Annotated in this window: 17 protein-coding genes; 11 read left to right on the top strand and 6 right to left on the bottom strand. The window is 63.6% G+C overall.

Annotated elements, in window-relative coordinates:
- Positions 1–36: 36 nt before the first annotated feature.
- The 3 genes from AB4Y97_RS00705 (at position 37) to AB4Y97_RS00695 (ending at position 2,617) form a co-directional block, all read left to right on the top strand.
- Positions 37–927: a LysR family transcriptional regulator gene (locus AB4Y97_RS00705; RefSeq protein ID WP_441997071.1), complete on the top strand. Its 891-nt coding sequence runs from the start codon at positions 37–39 to the stop codon at positions 925–927.
- 134 nt (positions 928–1,061) lie between these two features.
- A complete protein-coding gene (gene tal, locus AB4Y97_RS00700; RefSeq protein ID WP_441997070.1) occupies positions 1,062–2,033 on the top strand; it encodes a transaldolase in 972 nt (323 codons plus the stop codon).
- Positions 2,034–2,044: 11 nt separating this feature from the next.
- Entirely contained in the window at positions 2,045–2,617 is a 573-nt protein-coding gene (locus AB4Y97_RS00695; protein WP_441997069.1) for a cysteine hydrolase family protein, read from the top strand.
- Positions 2,618–2,776: 159 nt separating this feature from the next.
- Here the strand turns inward: AB4Y97_RS00695 and AB4Y97_RS00690 are convergent, their stop codons facing one another.
- The 3 genes from AB4Y97_RS00690 to AB4Y97_RS00680 form a co-directional block, all read right to left on the bottom strand.
- Positions 2,777–4,456: a thiamine pyrophosphate-binding protein gene (locus AB4Y97_RS00690; RefSeq protein ID WP_441997068.1), complete on the bottom strand. Its 1,680-nt coding sequence runs from the start codon at positions 4,454–4,456 to the stop codon at positions 2,777–2,779.
- Between the two features lie 92 nt (positions 4,457–4,548).
- Complete coding sequence (amaB, locus tag AB4Y97_RS00685) at positions 4,549–6,111, bottom strand: L-piperidine-6-carboxylate dehydrogenase (RefSeq protein ID WP_441997067.1); 1,563 nt, start codon at positions 6,109–6,111, stop codon at positions 4,549–4,551.
- A gap of 115 nt (positions 6,112–6,226) precedes the next feature.
- Entirely contained in the window at positions 6,227–7,360 is a 1,134-nt protein-coding gene (locus AB4Y97_RS00680) for a saccharopine dehydrogenase family protein (protein WP_441997066.1), read from the bottom strand.
- Between the two features lie 117 nt (positions 7,361–7,477).
- On the opposite strand from AB4Y97_RS00680, the gene AB4Y97_RS00675 reads away from it, so the two are divergent.
- Both AB4Y97_RS00675 and AB4Y97_RS00670 read left to right on the top strand, forming a co-directional pair.
- Positions 7,478–7,906, top strand: coding sequence for an Lrp/AsnC family transcriptional regulator (locus tag AB4Y97_RS00675; RefSeq protein ID WP_441997065.1), 429 nt, complete (start codon positions 7,478–7,480; stop codon positions 7,904–7,906).
- Complete coding sequence (locus AB4Y97_RS00670; protein WP_441997064.1) at positions 7,903–9,108, top strand: NAD(P)/FAD-dependent oxidoreductase; 1,206 nt, start codon at positions 7,903–7,905, stop codon at positions 9,106–9,108. Before AB4Y97_RS00675 ends, AB4Y97_RS00670 begins: the two co-directional genes overlap by 4 nt.
- A 3-nt stretch (positions 9,109–9,111) precedes the next feature.
- Here the strand turns inward: AB4Y97_RS00670 and AB4Y97_RS00665 are convergent, their stop codons facing one another.
- Positions 9,112–9,723, bottom strand: a complete 612-nt coding sequence (locus AB4Y97_RS00665; RefSeq protein ID WP_441997063.1) for a hypothetical protein — start codon at positions 9,721–9,723, stop codon at positions 9,112–9,114.
- 207 nt (positions 9,724–9,930) lie between these two features.
- Between AB4Y97_RS00665 and ugpB the strand changes: the two genes are divergently transcribed.
- The 5 genes from ugpB to AB4Y97_RS00640 all read left to right on the top strand — a co-directional run bounded on the left by ugpB (position 9,931) and on the right by AB4Y97_RS00640 (position 16,142).
- Positions 9,931–11,241: a sn-glycerol-3-phosphate ABC transporter substrate-binding protein UgpB gene (gene ugpB, locus AB4Y97_RS00660; RefSeq protein WP_441997062.1), complete on the top strand. Its 1,311-nt coding sequence runs from the start codon at positions 9,931–9,933 to the stop codon at positions 11,239–11,241.
- 220 nt (positions 11,242–11,461) lie between these two features.
- Positions 11,462–12,343, top strand: a complete 882-nt coding sequence (gene ugpA, locus AB4Y97_RS00655) for a sn-glycerol-3-phosphate ABC transporter permease UgpA (protein WP_441997061.1) — start codon at positions 11,462–11,464, stop codon at positions 12,341–12,343.
- Positions 12,343–13,188 (top strand): sn-glycerol-3-phosphate ABC transporter permease UgpE, encoded by an 846-nt coding sequence (gene ugpE, locus AB4Y97_RS00650; RefSeq protein WP_441997060.1) that lies wholly within the window; start codon positions 12,343–12,345, stop codon positions 13,186–13,188. The genes ugpA and ugpE overlap by 1 nt, the downstream gene beginning before the upstream one ends.
- A gap of 113 nt (positions 13,189–13,301) precedes the next feature.
- Positions 13,302–14,378, top strand: coding sequence for a sn-glycerol-3-phosphate import ATP-binding protein UgpC (locus AB4Y97_RS00645; RefSeq protein ID WP_441997059.1), 1,077 nt, complete (start codon positions 13,302–13,304; stop codon positions 14,376–14,378).
- A gap of 132 nt (positions 14,379–14,510) precedes the next feature.
- Entirely contained in the window at positions 14,511–16,142 is a 1,632-nt protein-coding gene (locus tag AB4Y97_RS00640; protein WP_441997058.1) for an HAL/PAL/TAL family ammonia-lyase, read from the top strand.
- Between the two features lie 48 nt (positions 16,143–16,190).
- On the opposite strand, the gene AB4Y97_RS00635 is transcribed toward AB4Y97_RS00640, so the two are convergent.
- Positions 16,191–16,487 (bottom strand): hypothetical protein, encoded by a 297-nt coding sequence (locus AB4Y97_RS00635; protein WP_441997057.1) that lies wholly within the window; start codon positions 16,485–16,487, stop codon positions 16,191–16,193.
- A gap of 80 nt (positions 16,488–16,567) precedes the next feature.
- Here AB4Y97_RS00635 and AB4Y97_RS00630 point away from each other — a divergent pair, with 80 nt between their 5' ends.
- Positions 16,568–17,083: a GNAT family N-acetyltransferase gene (locus tag AB4Y97_RS00630; RefSeq protein WP_441997056.1), complete on the top strand. Its 516-nt coding sequence runs from the start codon at positions 16,568–16,570 to the stop codon at positions 17,081–17,083.
- A gap of 5 nt (positions 17,084–17,088) precedes the next feature.
- Here AB4Y97_RS00630 and AB4Y97_RS00625 read toward each other — a convergent pair whose 3' ends face one another.
- Complete coding sequence (locus AB4Y97_RS00625) at positions 17,089–17,541, bottom strand: GNAT family N-acetyltransferase (protein WP_441997055.1); 453 nt, start codon at positions 17,539–17,541, stop codon at positions 17,089–17,091.
- Between the last annotated feature and the right edge of the window lie 7 nt (positions 17,542–17,548).

The raw sequence follows: 17,548 nt of genomic DNA, 5'->3' as shown, positions 1-17,548 counted from the left end.
GTTGTGCGAAAATACCAATACGAACCGGGAGGCAGGATGAGCGCTTTCGATTGGGACGACTTACGCTTTTTCCTGGCCGTGGCCCGGGCGGGACGTCTCACCGTGGCCGCCCGCCAGCTCGAGGCGGATCATACCACGGTTTCCCGCCGCATCACGGCCCTGGAAGGTGCGCTCAAGGCCAGGCTCTTCGAGCGCAGCCCGCAGGGCTATGCCCTGACCGAGCAGGGCGAGCGGCTGTTGGCCAAGGCGGAGAGCATGGAGACTCAGGCACTTGCCGTGGCAAGCGAACTCGGCGGGTCGGATCTGGCGCTTTCCGGCACGGTACGCGTCGGCGCGCCGGACGGTTTCGGCACCTATTTCCTCGCGCCGGAACTGGGCGCGCTCGCCGAGCGGCATCCGGATCTCACCCTGCAGCTCGTGGCCCTGCCGCGCACCTTCTCGCTGTCGAAGCGGGAGGCGGATATTGCCGTCACCCTGGAACAGCCGACGGAGGGCCGGCTGGTGTCGCGCAAGCTCACCGATTACCGGCTGAGGCTGTACGCCTCGAAAGCCTATCTCGACCGGCACGGCCCGATCGCGGAGCCGGCCGACCTCGCAGGCAAGACCCTCGTCACCTATGTGCCGGACCTGCTCTACTCTCCGGTGCTGGATTATTTTTCCGGGCTTGAGAAATACACGTCGCGCCACTTCGAATGCGCCAGCGTGGTCGCGCAGGTCGAGGCCGTGCGGGCAGGATTCGGCATCGGTGTGCTGCATGATTACGCCATCCGCCAGTTCCCGGAACTGCGCGTGATCCTTCCGACCATCTCTTATCTGCGCACCTACTGGCTCGTCACGCATACGGAAGTGCGCAGCCTGCGCCGCGTCGAGGAGGTCCATTCCTTCATCCTGGCCCGGGTAAAGGCCAACCGCAGTCTTTTCGTGTGAACGCCCTTTGCCATCCCCATCCCGCAATTCATGCGCTGGGGAATGACGGAGAATCCGGTGCGACCGCACCGCGGACTTCACGCAGCCAATGAGACGGTCTAAGGCTTGTCTCAACAAAACCCATGGAGTTTCCGATGCCCTCCAAGCTTGACCAATTGCGCGCCATGACGGTCGTCGTCGCCGATACGGGCGATCTCGACGCGGTGCGCCGCCTGAAACCGCAGGATTGCACCACCAACCCGACGCTGCTGCTCAAGGCTGTCGAGAACCCGGCCTATGCCGCCATCGTCGAGGAGGCTCTGAGCTGGGGCCGCAGCCAAAGCGGATCGCATGAGAGCGTGGTTACCGCCATCTGCGACCGCCTCGCCGTCGCCTTCGGGGCCGAACTCGCCGGCATCGTGCCGGGCCGCGTCTCGACGGAAGTGGACGCGGATCTGTCCTTCGATACCGAAGCCACCCTCGCCAAGGCCCGCGCCATCATCAAGGCTTATGAAGCGCGCGGCATCGGGCGCGACCGCATCCTGATCAAGATCGCCTCCACCTGGGAGGGCATCCGCGCGGCGGAGGTTCTGCAGAAGGAAGGCATCGACTGCAACCTGACCCTTCTGTTCAGCCAGGTGCAGGCGCAGGCCTGCGCGGAAGCGGGCGTGTTCCTCATCTCGCCCTTCGTCGGCCGCATCCTCGACTGGCACGTGAAGGCGGGCGGCGGACCTTATACGGGCGAGACCGATCCCGGCGTCCTGTCGGTGCGCAACATCTACGCCTCGTACAAGGCGCAGGGCATCAAGACCGTGGTGATGGGCGCGTCCTTCCGCAATATGGGCGAGATCGAGGCGCTCGCGGGCTGCGACAGGCTCACCATCTCGCCCGCGCTCCTCGACGAGCTGGCGAAGGCCGAAGGCGAGCTGCCGCGCAAGCTCTCGCCCGACAATGCGGCCAAGGTCCCGGCCACGCCGCGCCTCGACGAGAAGAGCTTCCGCTTCGCGCTGAACGAGGATGCGATGGCGACAGAAAAGCTCTCTGAGGGCATCCGTTCCTTCGTCAAGGATCTACGGAGCCTGCACATCCTCGTCGCGAAGCGGCTCGATACCGCGCAGGCGGCGTAAGGCTGCCGGCCATGGCGATCGCTCTCGTCATCATCGACGTTCAGGCGGGGATTCTGAATGTGCCGGGCGCGAAGCGTCCGGCCGTTCTCGAGCGGTTCGACGAAGTGCGCGGCCGGATCGCCCGACTGGTCGACGAGGCGAGGCATTCCGATGTTCCGGTCGTCTTCGTGCAGCATGACGGCCCGCCCGGCCACCGGCTCGAATCCGGCTCGCCCGGGTGGCCCCTCTGTGACGATCTCAACCGTCGCCCTGAGGACCCCGTCGTGCGCAAGAAGGCTTGTGATTCCTTCCTCGAAACGGATCTTCAGGCGGTCCTGACGGAGCGCGGCATTCGCCGTCTGGTGATCGCCGGCCTCATGACGCAATACTGCGTCGACACCACCTGCCGTCGTGCGGTCGGTCTCGGCTACGACGTGACGCTCGTCGCCGACGGGCACACCACGAGCGACAGCAACGTGCTGACGGTCGAACAGATCGTCGCGCACCACAATGCGGTACTCGACGGTTTCGCCGCGGGCTCAGCCGTGATTACCGTGACGCCTGCGAAGGAGGTCGCTTTCGCGCGAAGCGGAGCGGCGGTTTAAGGCCCCACATTCACCTCATCCTGAGGAGGTCACGAAGTGACCGTCTCGAAGGATGTTTCAGCGCACACTGGAGACGCCTCGTCCTTCGAGACAGGCCTTGCGGCCCTCCTCAGGATGAGGCTGCGGTGGTGCTATTTGCGCCTGTCTCCAGCCCGGCGATCAGCGCCCTTCGCTGATCGCCTTCTCGCGGATCTGCGTCAGCGACATGGCGGGCGTGATCGCCTCGGGGTCGAGGATGCAGTGCAGGATGGCGGGCTTGCCGGATGTCAGCGCGCGGTCGAGGGCGGGCGCGAATTCTTCCGTCGTCTCCACCCGCTCGCCATGGCCGCCGAAGGCCTTGGCATAGGCCGAGAAATCGGGGTTCTTCAGCAGCGTTGCCGAAACACGGCCGGGATAGTCGCGCTCCTGGTGCATGCGGATGGTGCCGTACATGCCGTTGTCGATGAGAACGACGAGAATGGGCAGGTCGTATTGCACGGCGGTGGCGAATTCCTGTCCGTTCATGAGGAAGTCGCCGTCGCCGGCGAACACCACCACCGGGCTTGAGGGTTGCACGCGCTTCGCGCCGACGGCGGCGGGCACGCCGTAGCCCATGGAGCCGGAAGTCGGAGCAAGCTGCGTACCGTATTTCCGGAATGGCCAGAAGCGGTGGATCCAGGTGGCGAAGTTGCCCGCGCCGTTGCAGAAGATCGTCTCGGCGGGAAGCGTCTTGCGCAGGTGGGCCATCACCTCGCCCATCTGAAGCCTGCCCGCATGACGGATCTTCGACGGATCGCTCCAGGCAAGGTAACTGGCATGCGCCGCCTTGGTGTCCTCGCTCCAGCGGATCGCGGCGGGCACCTTCAGGTCCTTCGCCATGGAGGCGAAAGCGACAGGCGAGGCGTTGATCGCCAGACGCGGGCTGTAGACCCGGCCGAGCTCGCTCGGATCGGGGTGGATATGCACCAGCTTCTGCCGTGGCGCCGGAATGTCGAGCAGGGTGTAGCTCTGGCTCGGGATCTCGGACAGGCGCCCGCCCACCAGCAGGACGAGATCGGCGCTCTTGATGCGCTCCAAAAGCTTCGGATTGACGCCAAGCCCCAGATCGCCCGCATAGGATGGGTGGTCGGCGGAAAACAGCATCTGGCGGCGGAAGGTGCAGGCCACCGGCAGTTGGAAGGTTTCGGCGAAGCGCGCGAAATCCTCGACCGCCTGTTCCGACCAGCGGCTGCCGCCGACGAGCGCGATCGGGCGTTCGGCCTTGTGCAGCAGATCTTGCAGTTCCGCCATCTGCGCCGACGCAGGATAACTCTCGATCACCTTGTAATGCGGCGCGTCGGGAACGCTGGCCATCTCGGTCAGCACGTCTTCCGGCAGCGCGATCACCACTGGGCCGGGGCGCCCGGACGTGGCCACATGGAAGGCGCGGGAGACGATTTCCGGGAAGCGGGCCGGATCGTCCACCTCCGTCGCCCATTTGACCATGGCGCCGAAAGCGGCGCGGTAGTCGAGTTCCTGGAAGGCTTCGCGCTCGCGCATGCCGCGCTCGATCTGGCCGACGAAGAGGATCATCGGCGTCGAATCCTGCTTGGCGATGTGCAGGCCGGGCGAGGCATTGGTGGCGCCGGGGCCGCGGGTGACGAAGCAGATGCCGGGGCGGCCGGTGAGCTTGCCATGGGCTTCCGCCATCATCGCCGCCCCGCCTTCCTGGCGGCAGACGGTGACGTTGATCGCGGCATCGTGCAGCGCGTCGAGGGCGGCGAGATAGCTCTCCCCCGGAACGCAGAAGATGTGATCGACCCCGTGGACGAGAAGTTGATCGACAAGGATCTGGCCGCCGGTGCGGGAGGGCGCTGTCATGGAAGGCTCGCGATGAAAGGAGGAACGAAGGACGGGGAGAATAGAGAAAAATGCGGAGGGCGGCTCGCCGCCCTCCGCTGGAGGAAGCGATTTTAGGCGTCGACGTCGAACTTCACGCCCTGGGCGAGCGGAAGCGTCTTGCCGTAATTGATGGTGTTGGTGGCGCGGCGCATATAGGCCTTCCAGGAATCCGAGCCTGCCTCACGGCCGCCGCCCGTCTCCTTCTCTCCGCCGAACGCGCCGCCGATCTCGGCGCCCGAGGGGCCGATATTGACGTTGGCGATGCCGCAATCGGAGCCGACCGCCGAGATGAAGGTCTCGGCTTCGCGCATGTCGAGGGTGAAGACCGAAGACGACAGGCCGGCACCCACGGCGTTATGCGCCGCGATCACGTCGTCGAAGCTCGAATAGCGCATCACGTAGAGGATCGGCGCGAAGGTCTCGCGCGTAACCGGGCCCTTTTGCTCCGGCATCTCGACGAGCGCGGGCCGGGCATAGAAGCCCTCAGCGCATTCGCCGTCCGTGTAGCGCCCGCCGCCATGGACGGTGCCGCCTGCCGCACGGGCCTCGTCAAGCGCGCGCTCCATGCCGTCGAAGGCGGCCTTGTCGATCAGCGGTCCGACGAGAACACCCTCGGCGCGCGGATCGCCGATCTTCACGCCCGAATAAACCTTCTTCAGGCGCGGCACGAGCTTGTCGTAGACGCTCTCGTGCACGAAGAGGCGGCGCAGCGTCGTGCAGCGCTGGCCCGCCGTGCCCATGGCCGCGAAGGCGATGCCGCGCAGGGCCAGATCGAGATCGGCGGTGGGGGTCACGATGGCCGCGTTGTTGCCGCCGAGCTCGAGGATGGCGCGGGCGAAGCGGGCAGCGAGCTTCGGACCGACCTGACGGCCCATGGCGGTGGAGCCGGTGGCGGAGAGTACCGGCACGCGGTGATCATCGACCAGGATCTCGCCGATCTCGCGGCCGCCGAGCAGCACCTCGGACAGGCCCTCCGGAACGCCGCCGAAGCGCTTGGCGGCCCGTTCGACGATGGCTTGCGTGGCGAGCGCGGTCAAAAGCGTCTTCTCGGACGGCTTCCACACCACCGAGTCGCCGCACACGAAGGCGAGCGCCGCGTTCCACGACCAGACAGCGACGGGGAAGTTGAAGGCGGAGATGACGCCGCAGATTCCGAGCGGGTGCCAGGTCTCCATCATGCGATGGTCTGCGCGCTCGGTGGCGATGGTGAGGCCGTAGAGCTGGCGCGAGAGACCAACCGCGAAATCGCAGATGTCGATCATCTCCTGCACCTCGCCGAGGCCCTCGGAGGTGACCTTGCCGGCCTCGAGCGTCACCAGGCGGCCGAGATCGTCCTTGGCGGCGCGCAGTTCTTCGCCGATCAGGCGCACGAACTCGCCGCGCTTGGGGGCCGGCATCGTACGCCAGGCCTTGAAGGCGGCATCGGCCCGGCCGATGGCGGCCTTGGCCTCGTCGGACGTGGTCTCGCGCACATGCACGATCACCTCGCCCGAGATCGGGGAGACGGCGGGGCGGCCGGAGGAGCCGAATGCGCTGTCCGGAACGCCCAGGCGCTTCAGGATGGCACGGGCTTCCTCAGCCACGGACTCCTGAGCGGGGACGGATTTGAGGGCGGCTTGGTCTCGCGCGGACATGGAAACTCCCTGTCGATTGAAGGCGTTGCGGCTCATATCTCAGCTCGCCGCCTTTCCTTGCATGATGAATATGCAAAACGGCGGCACGATGTTGTGCCGCCGTTCTTAAATGAGATCAGGCAACCGCGTCGAGACGCTTCTTGCCGCCCGGGTGATCTTCGACCCAATCCAGGCGCTCGCCCGCATAGACACGGCCGAATCGGTTGGCGAGGAAGGTGTCGAGATCGACCTCCTCCTGGCGGCGGAAGCCTTGGTTCTCGATTTTTCCCGCGATCAGCAGATCGAGCATGGCGCAGATGCCGGCGGCGGTGGTGACCTGAATCGCCGTGCGCTGCTTGCCGGCGATCGTCTGGCCATAGATGCTGCGGGCATAGGTTTCCTGCACATGGCGCCCGCCGCGCTCGCCGGTCACGGTCACGAAGACGATGACCATATCCTGCATGGTGGCGGGCACGGCCTGCTCGAGAATGTCCTTCAGGACCTCGCGGCGGTTGCGCAGCTGCAGGTCGTTGAGCAGAACCCGCATCAGGGCGCAGTGGCCGGGATAGCGGATGGTTTTGTAATTCAAGGTGCGGACCTTGCCTTCAAGCGTCTCGCACAGGGTGCCGAGGCCGCCCGAGGTGTTGAAGGCCTCGTAGCGCGTACCGTCGAGGGAGAACTCTTCGAGCTCTTCCATGGCCGGAACCTCACGCAAGCGGCCATCGACCACGGCCTCGCAGCGCTCGATATACTCGTTGATGACGCCGTCCGTGCTCCAGGTGAGGTTATAGGACAGGGCATTCGAGGGATATTGCGGCAGGGCGCCAACGCGCAGGCGCACCGTGTCGAGCTTGTCGAAGCGGCTGGCGATGTCGTGCGCGACGATGGAGATGAAGCCCGGGGCGAGGCCGCATTGGGGAACGAAGGCGGTGGTGGCGTTCTCGGCCAGTTCCTTCACCATACGGGTGGTGGCGACGTCCTCGGTGAGGTCGAAATAGTTGACGCCGGCAAGGCGCGCGGCCTTGGCCACGTGGGCGGTCAGGTGATACGGCGCGGCGCTCAAGACGGCATAATGGCCCTTCAGGGCGGCCTGGAGCGCGACGGCATCGCTGAAGTCGAGCTGGATCGTCTTGATGCCGTCGGAAGCGACAGCCTTGAGCGCGGCGGCGGAGCCATCCGCGACGGTGACGGCATAATCGCCGGTCTCGTACAGCATGTCGGCGATGGTGGAGCCGATCTTGCCGGCGCCGATGACGAGGATGGAATGCATGAAATGACCTCCCGGGTTATGCCAGGAGAAAAGGGCATATCCCTGCAGAACGCCATAGACAGGTTGACGGAAAGCCAAGTACCTTTCGGCGAAACGCCAGGATGATTGGTCATAGTGATGCTCGACGCCACGGATCGTGCCCTGATCGCGCTCTTGCGCGAGAATGCCCGGATCGGCCATGCGGAGGCCGCGCGTCGGCTCAGGCTCTCCCGCACCACCGTGCAGGCGCGGGTCGAAAGCCTGGAGCGGCGCGGCATCATCGTCGGCTACACGGCGCGGCTTGCCGAGGAGGTCAGCCGCCGCATGGTGCGGGCGCATGTGACCATCGTCGTCGCACCCAAGGCATCGGCAAGCGTCGTCACCGCCCTGCAACGCATGCCGGAATTGCGCGCGCTTCATTCGGTCGCTGGTGTCTTCGACCTTCTGGCGGTGGTAGAGGCTGAGGACGTTCCCTCCCTCGACACCGCCATCGATCGGATCGGCGCGGTGGAAGGGGTGGAGCGAACGCAGTCTTCCATCATTCTCTCAACGAAATTCGAACGATGACCTCCACAGCCGCAAACCTTGCCGATGTCGTGATCGTCGGGGGCGCCGTCATGGGCTCCTCCACCGCCTATCACCTGCTCTCCGATCCGGGGTTCAAGGGGCGTGTCGTGGTCGTCGAGAAGGACCCGACTTATCAGCTCTCTGCCTCGGCCCTGTCGGCGGCTTCGATTCGCCAGCAATATTCCAGTGCGGTGAATATTCGCATCTCCCTTTATGGGATCCAGTTCCTGCGCAGCATCGGCGAGCATCTGGCGGTGGACGGAGAGCGGCCCGAGATCGACCTGAAGGAGGGCGGCTATCTCTATTGCGCAACGGAGGCGGGTGCTTCCATCCTCAATGAAAATCAAGCGCTCCAGGCCGCGGAAGGCGCCGATATCCTCCTGATGGATCCGGCGGCCCTGAAGGCCCGCTTTCCCTGGCTCAATGTGGAGGACTTGGCGGCTGGCACCTGGGGCCGCACGGGCGAGGGCTGGTTCGATGGCTGGGGCCTGCTCCAGGCCTTCCGGAAAAAGGCCCGTTCGCTGGGTGCGGAATATGTGAAGGGCGAGGTGGCCGAGGTCGAGCGGGAGGGAAGCAGGGTTGTCGCCGTGCGCCTCAAGGACGGCACGCGCATCGCCTGCGGCAGCCTCATCAACTGCGCCGGGTCGGGCGGCAGGGCGCTCGCCGCCATGGCCGGGCTCGACATTCCGGTCCAGGCCAAGCGCCGCTACGTCTTCACCTTCACCTGCCGCGACAAGGTAGAGAATTGTCCCCTGCTGATCGACGTTTCGGGCGCCTATGTGCGCCCTGAGGGCGAGGGTTTCATCTGCGGCGCCTCGCCGGAGGCCGATCTCGACCCGGATTGGCACGACGAGGATCCGTCATCTCAGGAGATCGACTTCTCGTTCTTCGAGGAATTCATCTGGCCCGCGCTCGCTCATCGCGTGCCTGCTTTCGAGGCCATCAAGCCCGGCCGCGCCTGGGCCGGCCCCTACGACATGTCGCTCCTGGACCACAACGCCATCATCGGCCGGGCCGGTGGGCTGGAGAATTTCTATCTCTGCAACGGGTTCTCCGGCCACGGCCTGCAGCAATCGCCCGCCATCGGGCGGGGATTGTCGGAGCTGATCGTCCATGGTGGCTACCGCACGCTCGATCTGTCCGAACTCGGTTATGAACGTGTGCTGGCCAATCGCCCGCTTCTGGAGCGGAACGTCATCTGATTTTCAGTCGGTGCCATAGGCCCAGATGCGGCCGGTGCGGTTGAGGTCGCGCTGGATCGGGGCGATGCCCGTCTGTCTGGCCCGGGTCGGCTCCGCCGACCGGGAAGCCTCCTCCACCTCCATGTCGGGAGTTCCGAAATCGTTAGGGTTCTCGGCCAGGTTTCTCATGCCGGGCAGGTCACCCGTATTCGTCAAGCCTTCCACGAAGCTCACAGAGACGCCGAGACCGGCCTCCCGATCCCTGGGAGCGTGTGCCCTGGCCCATTCCCGGCTTTCCCGGTTGAGATCGATCGGGTCGAACATTTCGAGCACCTGGATCGCCTTGTCGATATCGTTCCTGTCAACGCTGACGGCGACCAGGGCGTGGCCTCGCTGCAATCCCTGCCGGAAGATACGCAGATCGCCGGGCGGCAGGTTCAGGCGCTGGAGCGTCGCCTCATAATTATTCTCATGAGGCTCAAGGGACCTGAACCCGGAAATCGATGAAATCTCCCTTCCCTCGTTCCGACCGAGCGCGACAATTTGATCTTGGGCGATCCCGAGTTCCAGAAGCGCCTCGAGAGCCTTGGCGGCTTGGGCGCGGTCCTTGAACAAGGCTGCAATGAGACGAGGCATGTATTTCTTCCGTTGGGACACTGCCTCAACGAAGAGGGACTTGAGCCCGTTCCATCCCCTGGCCATTAAGGCTTCCCAACGAAAGGGCTTCCATTTTGAAGCCGGCTATGCTTGTCATGTTTTCGTCATAATAACGTCATCCCACCTTCGTGCAGGGATGATGAACGACAAGAACATCCCGACGGGATGACATGGGAGAGATCGGTTATGATGAATAAGTCTTTCCTCGCCGCCTTGGCCTTCGGCCTCGCGACGAGCACCTCCGCCTTCGCGCAGACGGAAATTCAGTGGTGGCATGCCATGACGGGCGCCAACAACGACGTCGTGAATAAGCTGGCCGAGGAATTCAACAACTCGCAGAAGGATTACAAGGTCGTCGTCAGCTATAAGGGCCAGTACGCCGACACCATGAATGCCGGCATCGCCGCGTTCCGTGCCGGCAACGCGCCTCACATCATGCAGGTCTTCGAGGTCGGTACCGCGACCATGATGGGCGCCAAGGGCGCCATCAAGCCGGTCTACCAGATGATGGCCGAGACGGGCCAGGCTTTCGATCCCAAGGCTTACCTGCCCACGATCACGGGTTACTACTCCACGGCGAAGGGCGAGATGCTCTCCTTCCCGTTCAACTCCTCTTCGATGGTCATGTGGGTCAACAAGGACGAGCTGAAGAAGGCCGGCGTCACCGAGATTCCGAAGACCTGGCCCGACGTGTTCGCCGCCGGCAAGAAGCTGAAAGCCGCCGGCCACGACACCTGCGGCTTCACCTCGGCCTGGACCACCTGGGCGATGATCGAGCAGTTCTCGGCCTGGCACAATGTGCCCCTGGCCACCAAGGCGAACGGCCTCGATGGCTTCGACACGGAGCTGAAGTTCAACTCGCCGCTGCACGTGAAGCACCTGCAGACCCTGATCGACCTGCAGAAGGACAAGACCTACGACTATTCCGGCCGCGACAGCCGCTCGGAAGGCCGCTTCACCTCGGGTGAATGCGCCATCATGCTGACCTCGTCGGGCTTCCTCGGCAACGTGAAGGCCAATGCGAAGTTCGACTGGGCGGCTGCTCCGATGCCTTACTATCCGGACGTCGCCGGTGCGCCGCAGAACTCGATCATCGGCGGTGCTTCGCTGTGGGTCATGGGCGGCAAGTCGGCTGACGAGTACAAGGGCGTCGCCAAGTTCTTCACCTTCCTGTCGGATACCGACCGCCAGGCCAAACTGCATCAGGAATCGGGCTACCTGCCGATCACCAAGGCGGCTTATGAGAAGACCAAGGCTTCCGGCTTCTATGAGAAGAATCCTGCGAACCAGATCCCGCTCATCGAGCTGACCAACAAGGAGCCGACCGAGAATTCCCGCGGTCTGCGCCTCGGCAACATGGTTCAGATGCGTGACGTGTGGTCGGAAGAGCTCGAGGCGGCGCTTGCCGGACAGAAGTCGGCCAAGGACGCGCTCGATGCGGCGGTTTCCCGCGGCAACCAGCTCCTGCGTCAGTTCGAGCGCACCGTCAGCCGCTAAAACGTCTTCATGAAAACCTGTCATCCCGGGCGGTCACGGACCGTCCGGGATGATCTTATAAAAGAGCCTGCGCCGCTGGGCCGGCTCCCTGCCAGGGCATTTTCAGCAAAAGTGGATTCCGGTTTTGCAAAAGAAAATGCGTCTTTTCAAAAGACTAGAACATTCGTCCTGAATTCCGATTCAGGACGAATGTTCTAGACGCCCCCGGGTGTGGAACGCGATGGAAAAACGAGCCCTCTTCTCGAGTAAGATCCTGCCCTACATGCTGCTCGTGCCGCAGCTTGCGATCACGCTCATCTTCTTTTACTGGCCTGCCTCCCAGGCCATCTGGCAATCCTTCCTGCTGGAAGACGCGTTCGGCCTGTCGAGCGAGTTCGTCGGCTTCGAGAATTATCGTCTGCTGTTCCAGCAGCCCGAATATTACCGGGCCATGATGACCACGCTCGTGTTCTCGTCGTCCGTCGCGGTCCTGTCCCTTTCCTGCGCGCTGCTTCTGGCGACCCAGGCCGACAAGCAGCTGCGCGGCGGCGAGGCTTACAAGACGCTGCTCATCTGGCCCTATGCGGTCGCCCCGGCCATTGCCGGCGTGTTGTGGATCTTCATGTTCCATCCGACCCTCGGCACCCTGGCGCGTCCGATCAAGGCCATGGGCATCGACTGGAACCCGATGCTCAATGCCAAGCATGCCATGATTCTGCTCGTGCTTTCCGCCACCTGGAAGCAGATCAGCTATAACTTCCTGTTTTTCCTGGCGGGTCTGCAGGCAATCCCCAAGAGCGTGATCGAGGCTGCCGCCATCGACGGATCGGGGCCGATCCGCCGCTTCTGGACGATCATCTTCCCGCTGTTGTCGCCGACGACCTTCTTCCTGATCGTCGTGACGATCGTCTACGTGTTCTTCGAAACATTCGGCATCATCGATGCCGTCACGGGCGGTGGTCCTGCCGGTCAGACGACGACTCTCGTTTACAAGGTTTATGCGGACGGCCGCCTCGGCGGCGATCTCGGCGGCTCGGCCGCGCAATCGGTGATCCTCATGATCATCGTGATTGCGCTCACCGCTGTCCAGTTCCGTTACGTCGAGCGCAAGGTGCAGTACTGATGGTCGAGAACAGACGCTACAGAAACATCCTCGCCTATTTCACCCTGACAGTCGGCATCATCATCGTCGCCTTCCCCGTCTATCTGGCGATCCTGGCTTCGACCTTCGATGCCGCGACCATCATCAACGGCAACATGCCGCTCCTGCCGGGCGATCAGGCGGGCGAGAACTACTCACGCGCGCTGTTCTCGGGTGGACGCATGGCACGCGAGCCGGTGAGCATGATGATGATGAACTCGTTCATCATGGCCATGGGCATCGCAGTGGGGAAAATCCTCATCTCGATTCTCTCCGCCTTCGCGGTGGTCTATTTCAGCTTCCCCTTCCGCAAGACCGCCTTCTGGGTGATCTTCATCACCCTGATGCTGCCGGTCGAAGTCCGTATCTATCCGACTTACAAGATCGTCGCTGATCTCGGCCTGCTCGATACCTATACCGGCCTCATCCTGCCGCTCATCGCGTCCGCGACCGGTACGCTTCTGTTCCGGCAATTCTTCATGACGATCCCGGACGAGCTTCTGGAGGCCTCCAAGATCGATGGCGCGGGCGCGTTCCGCTTCTTCAAGGATACGCTCCTCCCGCTCTCGATGACGACGATCGCGGCGCTCTTCGTGATCCAGTTCATCTATGGCTGGAACCAGTATCTCTGGCCGCTGCTGATTACGACGAAGAGTTCAATGCAGACCATCGTCATCGGCATCAAGAAGATGATCACGACGCAGGATGCTCTGACCGAGTGGCAGATCGCGATGACGACCGCCGTGCTCGCGATGGTGCCGCCGGTTCTGGTGGTGATCTTCATGCAGCGGCTCTTCGTCAAAGGGCTCGTCGAAACGGAAAAGTGACGCGTGGTTTCCGCGCGTCGTCTCCCTGCTGGGCTGGGGGATAGAATATGATTGTGACAGCAATTTCTCCTCGTGCCTTTGTGTTGCGCGAGCTGATTTGAAGGAATGAAACGATGGCAGGCGTAAAGCTCGATACGGTACGAAAGGTCTATGCGGGCAATGTCGAAGCCGTGAAGGGCGTGTCCCTCGGCATCGAGGATGGATCCTTCTGCGTGCTGGTCGGTCCCTCGGGCTGCGGCAAGTCCACCCTTCTGCGCATGATCGCGGGGCTTGAGACGATTTCCGGCGGCGAAGTGAAGATCGGCGATCGCGTCGTGAACGAGATCGAACCCGCCGACCGCGATATCGCGATGGTGTTCCAGAACTATGCGCTCTATCCGCATATGAGTGTCTACGACAACATGGCCTATGGCCTGAAAAACCGCGGCACGCCGAAGCCCGAGATCGAGAAGCGCGTGAAGGAAGCCGCCCGCATCCTCGCCATCGAGCCCTTCCTCGCCCGCAAGCCGCGCCAGCTCTCCGGTGGCCAGCGCCAGCGCGTCGCCATGGGCCGCGCCATCGTGCGCAAGCCGCGGGTCTTCCTCTTCGACGAGCCGCTCTCCAACCTCGACGCCAAGCTGCGCGTGCAGATGCGCGTGGAGATCAAGCGCCTTCAGCGCGCGCTCGGCGTGACCTCGATTTACGTGACGCACGATCAGGTCGAGGCGATGACGCTCTCCGACAAGCTCGTGGTGATGAGCGGCGGCCAGATCGAACAGGTCGGCACGCCTTCCGAAGTCTATCGCCGTCCCGAGACCCGGTTCGTCGCGACCTTCATCGGTTCCCCGCCCATGAACATCCTTCCCGGCAAGGTGGAAGGGCCCGGCCGGGTCTCCGTCGGCGGGCAGATCATCAACGTCACCGACATGCGTGACGGCCTAGCCCCCGGCACGGCTATCGAGGTGGGCTTGCGTCCCGAAGACGTGCAGGCCGGCGCGACCGGTTCGAGCACGCTGACCATGGATATCGACTTCGTCGAGGAACTGGGCGCGACGCAGCTCTTCCATGGCAAGGTGGCGGGCGCCGATTTCGTGGTGCAGGCCTCGACCGGCCAGATTTCCGCCGATGCGGGCAAGCTGACCCTCTCCATCGACCCGGCCAACGTGCACCTCTTCGACCCCCAGACCACGAAGCGCCTGGGCCGGGTCTAAGGGCTGTAACACCATTTCCCTCCCCGCTAGGGGAGGGGATAGAATAGCGACAGGGGCGCTCTGTCCCGGCACAACGGCGGTTGCGCCTCACCCTCAGCCTCGCTATCCCTCGTTGAAACGCGAGGGCCAGACATGACGGTCAAGATCGACGGAGCGAAGCTCAGGATCAGGGATGTGGTGCGTGTGGCGCGCGCCAATGGGAAAGGCCGCTTCGAAAAGGCTACCCTGCATCCCCAGGCGCGGGAGCGCATTGCCGCGACGCGGGATTATATCGACCGCAACTGGATGCATGACGACGCGCCGCTCATGTACGCCTTCAATACGGGCGTCGGGCTGTTCAAGGACCAGCGCGTTCTCATCGCCGACATGGCGGCCTACCAGCAGAAGACGGTCTATGCCCATGCGACGGGCGTTGGGGAGTCTTTTCCGGAGGACGTGACGCGGGCGATGATGTTGCTGCGCGCCAATGCGTTCGCCTCCAACTATTCCGGCCCGCAGGTCGAGCTCGTCGAGCGCTTGATCGACTTCCTGAATGCAGGACTCCACCCCATCGTGCCGCAGAAAGGCTCGGTTGGCGCTTCGGGCGATCTCGCGCCGCTGGCCCACATGGCCGGTGCGGTCTGCGGCTTCGCCGAGGCCGAAATGATCTACAAAGGCCGGCGCATGCCGGCGCGGGAGGCCATCGCGAAGGCAGGCTTCAATCCCGATTTCGAGCTCGGCGCCAAGGATGCTTCCGCCCTCATCAATGGCTCGACCACGTCATTGGCGCTCGGCGTCCTCGCCACGAACGATGCGCGCCGTCTCCTGAAGCAGGCCGACATCGCCATGAGCCTGTCCCTGGAAGCGATGCGCGGTGAGCTGGCGGCCTTCGATCCGCGCGTGCACAAGGCGCGTCCGCATCCCGGCCAGGCCCGCGTCGCGCGCAACCTGCTAAGGATTCTGGACGGCACGAAACGCTGCTCGCAGGCCGCGCGCGACATCGTCTTTCCCGACGAGGCGCGCCAGCCCGGCGCGCCTGCGAGCCCACGCGTGCAGGATGTCTATTCGCTGCGGTGCACGCCGCAGGTCCACGGCCCCGCTGTCGAGGCGGTGGAATATGTGGAGCGTATCATCGGAACGGAGATGAACTCCGCCACCGACAATCCGCTGATCTTCGACGACGGCAAGGGTGGCTACGTTTCGATCTCCGGCGGCCATTTCCACGGGCAATACGTGGCCCAGGCCATGGATCTGCTGGCCATCGCCATGGCCGATCTCGGCTCGATCTCGGAGAGGCGGCTGGCGCGGCTGATCGATCCCACCATGTCCTACGGCCTGCCGCGCAATCTGCTGGCGGGCAAGCGTGGCCTCAATACGGGCTTTGCCACGGTGCAGTGCTCCATGTCGGCGCTGGTGATGGAAAATCGCGGCCTTGCAATGCCCGGTTCCGTCGACTCCATTCCTGGCAAGTCCAATGCCGAAGATCACGTGTCCAACTCGACATGGTGCGGACGCAAGGCGCGCACGATCGTCGAGAATGTGGAGCAGATCGTGGCGGGCGAGCTGCTGATGGCGGCCCAGGCTCTCACGCTCGTGGAGCCGCTGGCCAGGGATTATCCGCTCGGCAAGGGCTCGCAGGCCGCCATGGAGGCGATCCGCGCCGTGATCCCGCCGGCGCTCGAGGGCGACCGCTGGTACGCGACCGAGATGCGCCAGGCCCTCGATCTGGTGCGCTCGGGTGCCGTGGTCGAGGCCGTGGAAAGTGCTATCGGGACGCTGGAATAGGGGCAAAGAAAAAGGGCCCGGTGCGACCGAGCCCTTTTCGGAGTGAACTCAACGGCAGCGGCGAACGTTGCGATAGACGACGCTTCCATTCGGGCGGCGGATGCGCTCCTGTACCATGCGGCATCCATGTGGGCGTCCAACGCCGACGCCGCATTCGCGCACAGTGCGGAAGATGACGCGGCCGTTCGGACGCACGGTCCGTACACGGCGGGTCACGCAAGCGGCATCCTCCACGAGAGAGGGAGCTTGTACCTGTGCCGCATTGAAACGGGCCTGTGCTTCAGGAGCAGCAAAAAACCCGGCACCAAGGGCGATGGCGAAAGCCGGGAGGATGATGGCTCGCATGATCCGATCCTTCGATATGATAAAAAGTCAAACGACAACGACATGGTCCTGCCATGGTTCCAGAAAAGTGAGATTGAACGATGCAGTCGCGTGTCATCATCAGACCGGTTTCCATGGCGGATGGCGCCGAGCTTATTGCTGCCAATCTCGCCAGCATCGCAGTGCATGAGCCCTGGGTTTATCCCTGTCGCGACGCTGTGGGCTTCGAAGCCTATCTGACGCGCAGCGATGGCGAGAGATCGGTCGGCTTCATCGCGCGTGAGCGGGAAAGCGGGCGGATCTCCGGCATCGTCAACATCAACGAGATCGTGCGCGGCCTCTTCCAGAGCGCCTATCTCGGTTATTATGGCATGGCAGGGTTTCAGGGACGCGGCCTGATGCGGGAGGCGGTCGGCCTCGTCGTGACGCATGCCTTCGATGTATTGGGCCTGCATCGCCTCGAGGCGAATATCCAACCTGACAACAAGCCCTCCCGCGCACTCGTGGAGCGGCTCGGCTTTCGAAAGGAAGGCTATTCGCCGCGCTATCTGAAGATCGGCGGCGAATGGCGCGATCACGAGCGTTGGGCTATACTTTCCGAAAACTGGAAGAGCTAGAAACTTCAGGATTGCGAACTTGCGACGAGCTTTTTCTGAAGGAAGAAGCGGCTGGAGCCGATAGGATAATCCTTGAGTTCGCCGAAGACTTCATAGCCCAGTCGCTCATAAAGGATACGCGCTTTCGGATTGAGCGTGTCGAGCCAGGCCGAATGGCAGCCCCTGCGTTTCGCCTCGTCCTCCGCCATGGCGATGAGACGGGTGGCAAGGCCTGCGCCACGGAAGCGTTCGGGAACGAAGAGCAGTTCGATGGCAAGCCAGCCGCCGTTCATGCGTCCGATAAGCCCACCCACGGAGGCCCCGGTCTCAGGATCGCGAATGGCGATGGCAAGATCTCTGCCCTTAGGATGATTGGCAAACAGCACCGTGCGGTTGAACGTGCGGACGCCCTCCCGAACGGTGTGGTGAAGCGCGTCGTCTTCTTCGTCGACGATTTCGAGAATGGGAGCGGATGTCATGAACAGC

Source organism: Microvirga sp. 2TAF3, assembly GCF_052114965.1.
In the GTDB taxonomy this organism is placed as follows: domain Bacteria; phylum Pseudomonadota; class Alphaproteobacteria; order Rhizobiales; family Beijerinckiaceae; genus Microvirga.
The sequence above is the reverse complement of the archived record's forward strand: the minus strand, read 5'-3'. Positions and strand labels throughout refer to the sequence as shown.